Origin of the sequence: Gilliamella sp. wkB292 (assembly GCF_001690235.1) — a bacterium.
GTDB classification, from domain to species: Bacteria; Pseudomonadota; Gammaproteobacteria; order Enterobacterales; family Orbaceae; genus Gilliamella; species Gilliamella apicola_F.
The window spans coordinates 38,717-51,856 of sequence record NZ_LZGO01000020.1; the positions used below are offsets into that span (position 1 = coordinate 38,717).

Genomic DNA, 13,140 nt, shown 5'->3' on the forward strand with positions numbered 1-13,140 from the left:
ATGTTCCAGTATCAAATCATTCCAGTTACAGCTTTCCAAGAAAATTGTAGCATCATTTGGTGTGATAAAACCATGGAAGGCGCAATTATCGATCCTGGTGGTGAGCCTGAATTATTAGAAAAAGCAGTAGAAAAGTTAGGCGTTAACATAAAACAAATTTTGCTAACACATGGGCATTTAGATCATGTAGGTGCAGCAGTTACATTAGCAACTAATTTTGGTGTGAAGGTTATCGGACCTAGTCATGAAGATGAGTTTTTATTTAATGCCTTACCACAACAATCAATGCAATTTGGTTTTCCCTATACCGAAAGTTTTTTACCCGATCGTTGGCTGAAAGAAGGCGATAAAATCCAAGTCGGCAACATTACACTTGATGTACTTTTTTGCCCCGGCCATACTCCAGGACATATCGTATTTATTAATGCAAAAGATAAAATTGCATTTGTTGGTGATGTACTATTTAAAAGTAGCATTGGACGAACCGATTTTCCTCGTGGAAATCATGCTGATTTAATCTCATCAATAACCCATAAACTTTTCCCACTGGGTGATGATTTTATCTTTGTTCCTGGCCATGGACCTATGTCGAGCTTTGGCAATGAACGAATGACTAACCCTTTTTTAGTCTAAGACAACTATTGGTTTAAATAAAAAGCAACATTAATAATGTAAACTTTTTAATGTTAAAATAGTTTACATTATAGTTTTTTGTATTATTATTGCACTACTGTTTATTTTTTAATGGTAGAAAATAATGAAACTCACAACATATTATCCAACTTATATCAATACACTATTTAACTTATCATCTTGGCAACGCAAACTGTGTGCAACTACAGGGGCGGCCCTACTGCTAGGGTTAGCAGCTAATATCAGTATTCCCACATACCCAGTACCATTCACACTTCAATCGTTAGCCGTATTGTTAATTGGCGCTTTTTTAGGTCGTAAACTAGGTGCATTAACCATACTTCAATATCTCTTTTTAGGTGCAATGGGATTACCACTATTCGCTAACGGTAGCGGTGGAATTATGGCATTAGCTTCACCGTCATCAGGTTATTTGTATGGTTATATATTTAGTGCTTATTTAGCCGGTTTTGCTGCCGAAAAAGGGTACGATCGTCACTTTATTTTAGGATTAATTGCCTTCGCTTGTGCACATCAACTCTTATTTGTATTTGGTGTCGTTTATCTAATGGGATATATGCATATTTCACTTATCGAAGCACTAAAAGTCGGCTACTTACCTTTTGTTGGTGTTGATGCAGCTAAATTTATTATTGCAACTTGCGTAATGTTCTCATTATGGCGCCACCACGCACGCAAATAACCATGCAAATTGGCGATATTATTTTCCAAGCCCAGAATGAAGAAAGCGAATTCAATACAGCGATCACTCATTCTGGTGCCCAAATCAGCGCTGATGACATAATCAATCAAATAAGCCATGTCGGGTTATATATTGGCGATAATATCGTTATTGAAGCCACCCAAAAACATGGGGTAATCTATACCCCCCTTAATGACTTTTTAGCCGTTGCAAAATATAATCTTGTCGCAACCATTTATGATGAGTCAGTCATCAAAAATGCATTAACACGAGTTCAAACCTGCCTTGGGTTGCCCTATAACCATAGTTTTCGAGCAGATGATAAGGGCTTTTACTGTAGTGAACTGATTACTTTTGCCTTTAAATACCCGTCAGGTAAAGATTATTTTCAATTATATCCAATGAATTTTAAAGATTCTGTTACTAACCAAATTATCCCCTATTGGATCGATTATTATCGAGCACTTAACCAAACTATTCCACAAGGTACATTAGGTTCACATCCACAACAGTTAATGCGGCAAACACATTTATTTAAAACTATCCGAACATATTAAGCTTAGCAAATAAAGTCAATAAAATAGGTCAATTGAACATAAAAAAGCGATTTGAAATAATTTAATTGTTGACATAGCGACATTAAATCTATAATATGCGCGCTACATTTCGGTTCCTCCATAGTTCAGTCGGTAGAACGGCGGACTGTTAATCCGTATGTCACAGGTTCAAGTCCTGTTGGAGGAGCCAACTTCATTCACCTTATGTTTTTCCAATCTTAGCAAATCATTTGAATTATCGATTTTCAAAGTTACTGATGAATACTTGGCGTTAAGCTAACTAGAAAGCTTCTTTAAATGGCATAATGCTGTTGAAATTATAAGCCTCAATCATCCTTCAATCCTGCAAAACGTTATAAAACAAAATTGTTTTGCTAAAATCCTAAATGATAACGGTTTAATGATATTATCTAAATGAGTTTGAACTGTGACTCACCACTAGAATATAGAATTTAAAAAATAATTTTAGTTGATAAATTGAAAGAATATCTTGCAAAAAAAATCAATCAATAGCATATTTAATACTATTTATTTGATTTAAAGCTTATTTTTAAAATAAGTTAGCTGCTAAAACGCATTTATGAACAATGGCTTAAACGATTAACAATCGTCAATAATTTATAATAAAATTAAAATAAATTTTGTAAAAATGAAATTTAGGAAAAAGAATAATGCATATACATTTTATTATTCATGAAGAGTTTGAAGCACCCGGCGCTTATGAACAATGGGCAAAAATACATCAACACACAATTAGCTATTCACGTGTCTACCTTGGTGAACCCCTTCCAGATAATATCAATAGTATTGATTTTCTAATTATTATGGGTGGACCACAATCACCGGCAACCACAAAACAAGAATGTGCCCATTTTGACTCGTTAGCTGAGCAAGCTACCATTTTATCTGCAATTAAAGCCAATAAAGTTGTTATTGGTGTTTGCCTTGGTTCACAACTAATTGGTGAAGCACTCGGTGCACATTACGAACATAGCCCAGAAAAAGAGATTGGCAAATTCCCAATTACGTTGACCGAAGCAGGCAAAAAAAATCCGCTTTTTTCTCATTTCGGTGATAGTTTGGCGGTCGGCCATTGGCACAATGATATGCCGGGTTTAACCCCAAATGCCCAAATCATTGCCTATAGCGAAGGTTGTCCTCGGCAAATTATTGCTTATGGCAAATTGGTGTATGGTTTTCAATGTCATATGGAGTTAACTCATGAAGTGGTTGCTAAGCTCATTGCACATTCTCAAGATGATATTAGTCAAGCTGCAAATTATCGCTTTGTCGATACAGAAGACAAATTACGCACGCACGATTATAGCCAAATGAACTTGAAGCTGTTTATTTTTCTCGATAAACTTAACGAGTATTATCACTCCACCTGTAAAAATTGATCCATTATTCGATATAAAAACAGTCAATTATGCAAAAATTTGTAGTAGATAAACCGGAAAAACGCAGCTCTTTAAGGTTAAAATTAGGAAAAGAATACTTTATTTTAAAACGTAAACTAAATTGGTGAAAGAATCGTAAGTTATATAGTACTGTCGAAATCAATAATCATTCGTGTTGTTATTCCCCAAAAAAACATCGATCAGTTTTATTAAGGTAGTTAAAAGATGTGGATATGCATCTACAATACAACAAAATTACCAATCTGCGCTTAGCGGTAGAAAAACTCAATGGTTCAATCATAAAACCGAATCAATGCTTTTCGATCTGGCATAACGTCGGGCGCCCAACGAAAAAACGCGGTTTTTTAGAGGGTCTTTCACTGCACAATGGCAAAATTGGTAAAGATATTGGTGGGGGACTCTGTCAGTTAGGCAATTTAATTTATTGGATGTTTTTGCATTCTGAATTAACGGTTACAGAACGTTGGCGACATTTTTGATGTTTTTCCTGATGTGAACCGCACTATCCCTTTTGCTTGTGGCGCGACCTTATCTTATAACTATGTTGATTTGCAGCTACTCAACAAAACCAATACGACATACCGACTCAATCTTTGGCTTGATGATAAATATTTACATGGGGAACTACTTGCTGATACACCGATATGTTATCAATATGAAGTTTTCGAAACGGATCATCGCATTGAGCAACAATGGTGGGGAGGTTACACAAGTCACAATAAAATATGGCAACGAAAAACCCATTTAATAGATCATTATCAGCAAGAAAAGCTGATTAGTGAAAATCATGCCATTATGATGTACGTACCCTATTTAAAAAATAATGAAGATTAATTAACAACCATAAGAAAAATAGTAATTTTCACAAACAAATAGTCATCAACTATCTAAATAATAGTTTGTGAGCCATATTAATAACTCGTATACTGTTTAGATTAAGTAGTTAATAATAATATATATGAAAGGAGCAACTTCATGGCCTACACTTTACCAGCGCTACCTTATGCGTATGATGCATTAGAACCTTATATTGATGAACAAACTATGCATCTACATCATGACAAACACCATCAAACTTATGTCAATAATGCTAACGGTATTTTAGAAACACTATCTGATGAAATCAAACAATTAAGCCCTGAAGCTTTATTAGCTAATTTGGACAAAGTGCCAAGCGATAAAGTTACAGGAATTAGAAATAATGTGGGTGGACATGTTAATCACACGTTATTTTGGGAACTCCTAAAAGTGGGAACTGAACTTAAAGGTGAACTAAAAGCCGCAATTGAAAAAGATTTTGGTACAGTTGATGCGTTTAAAGAAAAATTTTCAGCAGCAGCGGCAAGTCGTTTTGGTTCAGGTTGGGCATGGTTAGTATTACAAAATGGTAAACTTGCAGTTGTATCAACAGCAAACCAAGATTCTCCGCTAATGGGTGAAAAATATTCAGGTGTTTCTGGTACACCAATTTTAGCACTTGATGTTTGGGAGCATGCTTATTATCTAAAATACCAAAATCGTCGTGCTGATTACATTGGTGCATTTTGGAATGTCATTAACTGGGATAAAGCGGCTGAACTTTATGCTCAAGCTAAAAAATAATTAATTTAAATAGTTCTGTTTTGAGTTAAAAATGACGCATCATGCGTCATTTTTATTTTCAACAATAATGTATCAAAGCAAGGATAAGGCATAAAATTGCCAATTGCTAATTTATGTATAAATCCGCTACAATGTGCGATTATGCCAAAGTTATAAAAACTAACAAAAATAAAACATGTTTGAAATTAATCCAATAAAATCCAAAATAGCTGAACTTACCGATCGCACAAATGTCATTCGGGGGTATCTTTGACTATGATCTCAAGAAAGAACGTCTTGAGGAAGTCAATGCCGAATTAGAACAATCCGAAGTTTGGGCCGATCCTGAAAAAGCACAAACATTAGGTAAAGAACGCGTTGCGCTAGAAGAGATCATCAATACCATCAATACTTTAGAACAAGGTCTGGACGACGTCGAAGGTCTACTTGAACTTGCTATTGAAGCAGAAGATCAAGACACTTTTGACGAAGCCAATCAAGAACTTGAACAACTCGAAAAAAAGCTAGCCGGTCTTGAATTTCGCCGAATGTTTTCGGGTGATTATGACAGTGCTGACTGTTACTTAGATATCCAATCAGGCTCAGGCGGTACCGAAGCCCAAGATTGGGCTGAAATGTTACTGCGAATGTATTTACGCTGGGCTGAATCGAAAGGTTTTACAACCGAAGTGATGGAAGTATCAGACGGTGACGTAGCTGGCATAAAATCAGCCACAATCAAAGTAACCGGCGATTATGCTTATGGTTGGTTACGCACTGAAACCGGTGTGCATCGATTAGTGCGCAAAAGCCCATTTGACTCAGGAAACCGCCGTCATACCTCATTTGCATCGGTATTTGTCTATCCAGAAGTTGATGACAATATTGATATCGACATCAATCCAGCCGATCTGCGCATCGACGTTTATCGTGCATCGGGCGCAGGTGGTCAGCATGTTAATAAAACCGAATCTGCTGTACGTATTACCCACGTACCAACGGGAATTGTGACACAATGTCAAAATAACCGCTCGCAACATAGTAATAAAGATCAGGCCATGAAACAGTTAAAAGCAAAACTGTATGAGCTTGAAATGCACAAAAAGAATGCCGAAAAACAACAAATGGAAGAAAACAAATCCGATATTGGTTGGGGCAGCCAAATTCGTTCGTATGTACTTGATGATTCACGAATCAAAGACTTACGCACAGGCGTTGAAACACGCAATACGCAAGCCGTTTTAGACGGTGATTTAGATCAATTTATTGAAGAAAGCTTAAAAGCCGGTTTATAACTGGTAATAAATAAAAGGTAAAATTATGTCAACACAGCAAGAGCAACAAAACCATATTGAAGAGTTAAATAACGAGCTTACAATACGTCGTGAAAAGCTAGCTGCAATTCGCAAACAAGGCATTGCTTTCCCGAATGATTTTCGTCGTGACGCAATTTCAAGCGATCTTCATAAATTGTATGATGATAAAACTAACGAAGAGTTAATTGAAAATAAAATTACTGTCACTGTTGCTGGTCGAATGATGATGCGCCGTATTATGGGTAAAGCCTCATTTGTATCATTACAAGATGTTGCAGGGCAAATCCAGCTCTATGTCACTCGTGATGATCTACCAGAAAATTACTACAACGAACAATTCAAAAAATGGGATCTTGGTGACATCGTCGGTGCTAAAGGTTACTTATTCAAAACCAAAACAGGTGAACTATCAATCCACTGTGAAGAAATCCGCCTACTAACTAAAGCATTACGCCCATTACCCGATAAATTCCACGGCTTAGCAGATCAAGAAATGCGCTATCGTCAACGTTACCTTGATTTAATTACTAATCAACAATCACGTGACACCTTTATTGCTCGCTCAAAAGTGGTAACTGAAATTCGTAACTTTATGTTAGAAAATCACTTTATGGAAGTCGAAACCCCGATGATGCAAGTCATCCCAGGTGGTGCATCAGCCAAGCCATTTATTACTCACCACAATGCGCTTGATTTAGATATGTATCTACGTATTGCCCCTGAACTTTACTTAAAACGTCTAGTTGTAGGTGGTTTTGAACGAGTATTTGAGATTAATCGAAACTTCCGTAATGAAGGCGTATCACCAAGACATAATCCAGAGTTTACCATGATGGAAATGTACATGGCTTATGCCGATTACAAAGACCTGATTGTTTTAACTGAAGCATTATTCCGCCGCCTTGCAATCGCCGTAACGGGTAATCCAGTTGTACAATATGGCGAGCATACTTTCGATTTTGGCAAACCATTTATCAAAATGACTATGCGTGAGGCAATTTGTCATTACCGCCCAGAAACCGATAATGCTGATTTAGATGATTTTGATAAAGCGTGTGCAATTGCCAAAGCTATCGGTATTAAAATTGAAAAAAGTTGGGGACTCGGTCGAGTAGTGACTGAAATCTTTGAAGAAGTTGCCGAGGCTAACTTAATTCAACCAACGTTTATTACTGAATATCCGGCTGAAGTATCGCCACTTGCTCGCCGTAACGACGAAAATCCATTTGTAACAGATCGATTTGAGTTCTTTATTGGTGGACGTGAAATTGGTAACGGCTTCTCAGAACTTAACGATGCTGAAGACCAAGCACAACGTTTTGCCGATCAGGTATCGCAAAAAGATGCGGGCGATGACGAAGCAATGTTCTATGATGAAGATTATATCACCGCATTAGAGCACGGCTTACCGCCAACAGCTGGACTAGGAATTGGGATTGACCGAACAGTAATGCTATTTACCAATAGCCATACCATTCGGGACGTCATTTTGTTCCCAACTATGCGTCCAATTAAATAAACCCAATACCATAAAAAAACTCATCTATTAAAAAATAGGTGAGTTTTGTCAGTAAACACTCATATTTTCTTTAACTTTTCTAAAATTATTTTACTCACAATAAGCATATTATATATACAATATATATCTAATTAGACTTTTCCAATTACCAATCAAGTTCAATTAACATTAATATAATTTAGCATCATGCTTAACTCCACACATGTAGCCTGTAACTTAATTAGCAACAGATAAATAATATAGTAAGTTATTACTCACTATAAACATGACCACTAAACGTGGATTACGAATATATAAAGGTTTTATCAAGACTTTTCATTAAACTAAATACTGAAAAGTGAATTTTACATAAACATAACTTAGCAATCATAGAGTATATTTGTTTGATTCATACCCAAATAAGTTATTAACTTACGCTAAAGCAAATCAGCAGTCTTTGCGTTTTTAATGCTCACTATTATTTAGCATTAGGTTCACTTAATTACATAAATAACCATAATATGATAATCAATCACGTATAGCTTAACCTAGAAAGTAAGTACTTAATCACTTTAGATCATAACCGATTGTTCATCAATACAATAACTTAGCCTTTATGTAGATTTTGGGTTCGCAAGCAACGTTGGCTATAAATTTAACCAACGTGATGTTACTGCAATTTACTCAACTATATCGGTACAGGCTTAGACACCACAAAATTACTATTTATCGCTCACAAAACCATTTAAGTTAACGAATAAACACTATTTTTGCTAACCCTCAACTTTCGCGCTCAAGAAATAAGCACTAAGGATAGACACAAACCAGATCGTTTCGGGAGGAGTAGTCGTGAACGACGCCTATGTCGTAAAAAACAGTCAACAGTGTCGAATCATCACCGATGGCAATAGCGGTGCTGCCGGTAAAAATGGAAGAGATATAAAAGTGCACATTGCCCCATTCAGAAAGGAAACCTGCGCCGATATTAGCATCGGCATAGTTACCACTGGATGGCGGTGTGGCAGGTGTCCATGTTCCCCGTACAATGTTGCTTTGAACTGCGTTAGTTAAGTCTTTTACTTGTGGCAGACGATAACCACCGCCTAAACTGCTACACCAGGATGAGGCGCTATCAACAGTGATATCGCCTACGCCTAATGGGCGGGCAACAAACCACTGCTTTAACACAAAACCATAGCTTAATACCGCTTTATTACGACTATCTTTACCCGCTATCACAAAAGTCTGCGGCAAGCTAGCTGGAGCAACACTACCCGGTAATGCTGAATCCTGTTGGGCTTTTGTTACTGCTGGACCAGTAAGCGTGACACGTATGAAATTTGGCTTAGATGGTGATGGTGTCATGGTAGCGGTAATACCACCTTGAGTGACAGTTGGCCAGGTTAATGTAGAGCTATCAATATTTTCTATGTCTAAATCAAAATACAGATTATTAGCACCGGTAGTCGGGAAGTTAAGCTTGTACTGTGATGGCTCAGCTGCTTGCTTTACAAAACCCCGTTGTCGATTCCAAATATCGGAAGGTTTGGAATAAACGGGCCCCCCCTGACGACCCGGCCATGCGTAACAGATTTTAGGCACGGATTTAGGTCTGCTGATATAATAGGCAGCAGTGCTACCACTAAAATTACCACTATTTGGTACCCCATACTGGGTGGTTAAACTACCAGCAGTACTGGTTAATTCTACCTTATAAGGTGCCATACAGTTATCTACATTGGCACTACGCGTCACGGCTCGATTCAATCTATCGGTAATGCTCACGCTTAAATTACCAGTCGCGGTAATTCCATTAGTAGCCTGACCATCACCATCATCATCCCCCCAATAATTGTAAGGCTCACCAATTAAGTCGTTTAAGGCGATAGCGTTAACAGTGGCAGGAACCAGCATTCCAATATCGCTAAAGTGTTCATTGGCTTCTGGGAGAACGATTGGATTATCTGCGGTTGAAGTATTATTGTCCGGTGTGTAGGTGGTTTGAGTCGTGCCGTCAGAGACGGTAATACCTAACAGCCCCTCAGTAGTGGTAATTTTAGTTACCCCATTATCAGAGGTTAAATAGGGCGCACTACCATGAATGACTTGCGCCGTCGTTGCCGACAACGCTTGAGTCGTAGTGGCATACAGCAATAATAACCATGGTATCGATGCTAAAGCCAGTTTAGATAACGGGCCTGATGCTTGAATTTGCGTAAAAAACAGGGTTGGACGTAAGATTAACCTTAAATTTATCGCTTTAATTAAGCGATAGCATAACGCTAAACTAAATGTGCATCTTTTGCTTACTCTGATTGCTGAAAAACGAGGGTGAGTTACCTTACTTTGATGAAATAAGTTAAGTGTAGAAGTCAGAATTGAATTAAATTTTAGCCTAAAGAGAGATTGGGGAGTTTTTAAAACATTGTTTTGCCAGCGCTGGTGTCTGGTGTCTGGTGTCTATAATTATACTGCATGGCGTTCCACCCGTCAACTAATCTGTTATTTTATTTGATTTTTTTATGTTAAATGGCTATAAATCAAGCTTAAATAAGCTTAATTTTTTGAAATTATAAGGCTATGACAAAAAAAGCCACTCATTCAGCCGAGTTATTTGCAAAGAAATGTAAATAACACCATAAATAATAAACTCTCATAGCCTTTAAATAGTCAGATATAGTTAAAATATAGCGGATTATTTTTTTATTCGAAAATATATCACCCGCTCTTTTCGAAAAAATAAGCGACATTTTTAGCCGTTAATCAACTTAATAATTAACGGCTATTTATTAGTCAGCTGATTTATGAGGTAAAATTAAATTTAGTACAATCGCTAAAATTCCACATAAACTGATTCCTTGCAAAGCATAAGATCCAAAATCAAAAATCATGCCGCCAATACCAAATACAAGTACTAACGAGACGATACACATATTACGTGATACAGAAAGATCAACTTTATGTTTGACTAAAATATTAATACCAACCGAAGCTATCGAGCCAAAAAGTAATACCATAATTCCGCCCATTACAACTGTCGGAATAGAGCTTAAAAAAGCACCAATCTTACCAATAAATGACATTAAAATAGCCCAAATAGCTGCCCAAGTCATTACTCTAGTTCTAAAATTACGCGTTAATGTGACTGCGCCAATAACTTCAGCATAGGTAATACATGGCGGGCCACCAAAGAAACCAGCAGCAGATGTTGCTAACCCATCCCCCAGTAACGTGCGCTGTAATCCTGGTTCTTTAGTGTAATCTTTACCGGTGACAGAACTAATGGCCATAATGTCACCAACATGCTCGATAGTTGGTGCTATAACGATCGGAATCATATATAAAATGGCTTGCCACTGAAACTCAGGAAAAGTGAAATCGGGAATTTTAAACCAAGGTGCATCGATGACTTGTTGAAAGTTGACAATACCAAAAATACAAGAAAACATGTAACCAACAATAATTCCAGCAATAATTGGTACTAATTTAAAAAAACCTTTTGCCCAGATTGCCACAATCAACGTCGTTAATAAAGAAGCCATTGAAATAATAATCAATTGATAGTTTTCTGCGGATAAACCGCTATTTTTACCCATTGCCATGCCAACCGCTACCGGCGCTAAAGATAAACCAATAACCATAATAATTGGCCCTGTTACAACTGGAGGTAAAATGCGATCAATAATATGGCTGCCATTAATTTTGACTAAAAAAGCAAAAAACATAAAAACCAAACCTGCCGCAACTAATCCACCTAACGTAGCTGAAATTCCCCACTGTGCAACCCCAAAAGAGATAGGTGCAATAAATGCAAATGAAGAAGCTAAAAATACAGGCACTTTTCCTTTAGTGGTTAATTGAAATAATAACGTACCCACACCCGCTGTAAACATTGCAACATTTGGATTTAATCCAGTTAAAAGTGGCACTAAAACCAATGCACCAAAGGCAACAAATAACATTTGTGCACCGGTAAAAATATCTTGCCAAGTATGTTTAAGTGGCGAGATATTATTGTTTATTTGATCAAAAGCATTTTTAGTCACGTGGTCCTCTCTTAATTACTCTATTAATTGATATTTATTTCTTAACTAAATAGCGGACATAAAAAAACCGGATAAACCGGTCTAAAATTTGAGATTTTATTTTGTGCCAAATATCTTATCTCCAGCATCGCCAAGCCCTGGTAATATATAACCTTTATCATTCAATTTATCATCGATTGAAGCAGTATAAAGTTCAACATCAGGATGAGCTTGTTCCAAGACTTTAATACCTTCTGGTGCGGCCACTAAAACAAGCACTTTAATATTTTTACAACCTGCTTTTTTTAGTAGATCAATTGTTGCAACCATAGAACCACCCGTTGCTAACATTGGATCAACAACTAAAGCCATACGTTCATCAATATCAGAAGTTAATTTTTGGAAATAAGGAACAGGTTCAAGCGTTTCTTCATTACGATAAAAACCAACAACGCTTATACGAGCACTAGGTATATGCTCAAGTACACCATCCATCATGCCTAAGCCGGCACGTAAAATAGGTACTACGGTAATTTTTTTACCTTTAATTCGTTCAACTTGTACTGGTCCACACCAGCCTTCAATGGTCACTTTTTCAGTGGGTAAGTCAGCGGTAGCCTCATAGGTTAATAAACTGCCAACTTCACTAGCAAGATCGCGAAAATCTTTAGTGCTAATATCATGTTCGCGCATTAAACCAATTTTATGGCGTACTAGAGGGTGTTTTACTTCAACTATTTTCATGGGAGGGCCTCAGTGTTACTTTTTATCATCTATTAGTAGGTATAAATAACCACTGAGCGATAATGTTAACATAGATCATTGTAACTGAAAACCTATAATCGTGAGCAAAGCATAGCAAACATAAAAATAACATATTGTTTGTTAATATATTATTAGTGATATGTAAATATTTTGTTTTATTTATGTTTTTTTATTAGAATAGTCGCCGCTTTAAATAGCAAAAGTCTAATATAAATAAAGAAGGAATTATAACAATGAATTGGTTTATCAGTTGTATGACAAAAAATTATGCAAACTTTAGTGGTCGAGCTCGTCGTAAAGAGTATTGGCTTTTCAACTTATTTGTAATCATATTTTTTTTCGTATTAATGTTTTTAAGTTCGCTTAGCCAAGCTATGTCATCATTAATGCTTTTAGTTGGAGTAGTTGCAGTATTAGCATTTTTTATTCCAAGTTTAGCAGTGACTGTACGTCGTTTGCATGATACCGATAAATCAGGCTGGTGGTATTTAATTAGTTTCATCCCATTTGGTAGTATTGTACTGCTTGTTTTCATGTGTATAAATTCTACACCAGGTAGTAACCAATATGGTGATAATCCGAAAGGATTATAATTGCTTGTTTACCTCATCAATTTTAATGATGAGGTTCTATTATTCCAA

General features: G+C 36.7%; 13 protein-coding genes and 1 tRNA gene. 11 read left to right on the plus strand and 3 right to left on the minus strand.

Going from position 1 to position 13,140, the window contains the following annotated elements; translation table 11 throughout:
* From A9G09_RS01625 to lysS, 10 genes are all read left to right on the plus strand, one after another.
* Positions 1–633 carry an MBL fold metallo-hydrolase gene (locus A9G09_RS01625; protein ID WP_065633177.1) on the plus strand — a complete coding sequence of 211 codons (633 nt, stop codon included), beginning with the start codon at positions 1–3 and terminating at the stop codon, positions 631–633.
* Between the two features lie 124 nt (positions 634–757).
* Positions 758–1,336, plus strand: a complete 579-nt coding sequence (locus A9G09_RS01630; protein WP_065633178.1) for a biotin transporter BioY — start codon at positions 758–760, stop codon at positions 1,334–1,336.
* A complete protein-coding gene (locus A9G09_RS01635; RefSeq protein WP_081297440.1) occupies positions 1,312–1,893 on the plus strand; it encodes a YiiX/YebB-like N1pC/P60 family cysteine hydrolase in 582 nt (193 codons plus the stop codon). Before A9G09_RS01630 ends, A9G09_RS01635 begins: the two co-directional genes overlap by 25 nt.
* Before the next feature lie 114 nt (positions 1,894–2,007).
* Positions 2,008–2,083 (plus strand) — tRNA-Asn (locus A9G09_RS01640).
* Positions 2,084–2,564: 481 nt separating this feature from the next.
* Positions 2,565–3,293 (plus strand): type 1 glutamine amidotransferase, encoded by a 729-nt coding sequence (locus tag A9G09_RS01645; protein WP_065633180.1) that lies wholly within the window; start codon positions 2,565–2,567, stop codon positions 3,291–3,293.
* A gap of 233 nt (positions 3,294–3,526) precedes the next feature.
* Positions 3,527–3,793, plus strand: a complete 267-nt coding sequence (locus tag A9G09_RS12975) for a VanW family protein (protein ID WP_255307625.1) — start codon at positions 3,527–3,529, stop codon at positions 3,791–3,793.
* A gap of 13 nt (positions 3,794–3,806) precedes the next feature.
* Entirely contained in the window at positions 3,807–4,148 is a 342-nt protein-coding gene (locus tag A9G09_RS12980) for a VanW family protein (RefSeq protein WP_218056783.1), read from the plus strand.
* Positions 4,149–4,289: 141 nt separating this feature from the next.
* Positions 4,290–4,916, plus strand: coding sequence for a Fe-Mn family superoxide dismutase (locus A9G09_RS01655; RefSeq protein ID WP_065633181.1), 627 nt, complete (start codon positions 4,290–4,292; stop codon positions 4,914–4,916).
* A 175-nt stretch (positions 4,917–5,091) separates the two neighbouring features.
* A protein-coding gene (gene prfB, locus A9G09_RS01660; RefSeq protein WP_141671502.1) for a peptide chain release factor 2 occupies positions 5,092–6,190 on the plus strand; the annotation gives its coding sequence in 2 pieces (ribosomal slippage) (positions 5,092–5,166 and positions 5,168–6,190; 1,098 coding nt in all).
* A gap of 25 nt (positions 6,191–6,215) precedes the next feature.
* The gene (lysS, locus tag A9G09_RS01665) at positions 6,216–7,730 is read left to right on the plus strand and encodes a lysine--tRNA ligase (protein ID WP_065633183.1); all 1,515 of its coding nucleotides are present in this window, start codon (positions 6,216–6,218) and stop codon (positions 7,728–7,730) included.
* Between the two features lie 786 nt (positions 7,731–8,516).
* Here the strand turns inward: lysS and A9G09_RS01670 are convergent.
* From A9G09_RS01670 to upp, 3 genes are all read right to left on the minus strand, one after another.
* Complete coding sequence (locus A9G09_RS01670; protein WP_065633184.1) at positions 8,517–9,863, minus strand: hypothetical protein; 1,347 nt, start codon at positions 9,861–9,863, stop codon at positions 8,517–8,519.
* A gap of 635 nt (positions 9,864–10,498) precedes the next feature.
* Entirely contained in the window at positions 10,499–11,719 is a 1,221-nt protein-coding gene (locus A9G09_RS01675) for a uracil-xanthine permease family protein (protein WP_369126352.1), read from the minus strand.
* A gap of 132 nt (positions 11,720–11,851) precedes the next feature.
* The gene (upp, locus tag A9G09_RS01680) at positions 11,852–12,478 is read right to left on the minus strand and encodes a uracil phosphoribosyltransferase (protein ID WP_065633185.1); all 627 of its coding nucleotides are present in this window, start codon (positions 12,476–12,478) and stop codon (positions 11,852–11,854) included.
* 254 nt (positions 12,479–12,732) lie between these two features.
* Here upp and A9G09_RS01685 point away from each other — a divergent pair, with 254 nt between their 5' ends.
* Complete coding sequence (locus A9G09_RS01685; RefSeq protein WP_065633186.1) at positions 12,733–13,092, plus strand: DUF805 domain-containing protein; 360 nt, start codon at positions 12,733–12,735, stop codon at positions 13,090–13,092.
* Positions 13,093–13,140 lie beyond the last annotated feature (48 nt).

Coding starts and splice junctions, on each gene's coding strand:
- A9G09_RS01630 (WP_065633178.1), top strand. CDS start 758: ATGAAACTCACAACATATTATCCAACTTATATCAATACACTATTTAAC.
- lysS (WP_065633183.1), top strand. CDS start 6,216: ATGTCAACACAGCAAGAGCAACAAAACCATATTGAAGAGTTAAATAAC.
- A9G09_RS01685 (WP_065633186.1), top strand. CDS start 12,733: ATGAATTGGTTTATCAGTTGTATGACAAAAAATTATGCAAACTTTAGT.
- upp (WP_065633185.1), bottom strand. CDS start 12,478: ATGAAAATAGTTGAAGTAAAACACCCTCTAGTACGCCATAAAATTGGT.
- A9G09_RS12975 (WP_255307625.1), top strand. CDS start 3,527: ATGCATCTACAATACAACAAAATTACCAATCTGCGCTTAGCGGTAGAA.
- A9G09_RS01655 (WP_065633181.1), top strand. CDS start 4,290: ATGGCCTACACTTTACCAGCGCTACCTTATGCGTATGATGCATTAGAA.
- A9G09_RS01635 (WP_081297440.1), top strand. CDS start 1,312: ATGGCGCCACCACGCACGCAAATAACCATGCAAATTGGCGATATTATT.
- A9G09_RS01645 (WP_065633180.1), top strand. CDS start 2,565: ATGCATATACATTTTATTATTCATGAAGAGTTTGAAGCACCCGGCGCT.
- A9G09_RS01625 (WP_065633177.1), top strand. CDS start 1: ATGTTCCAGTATCAAATCATTCCAGTTACAGCTTTCCAAGAAAATTGT.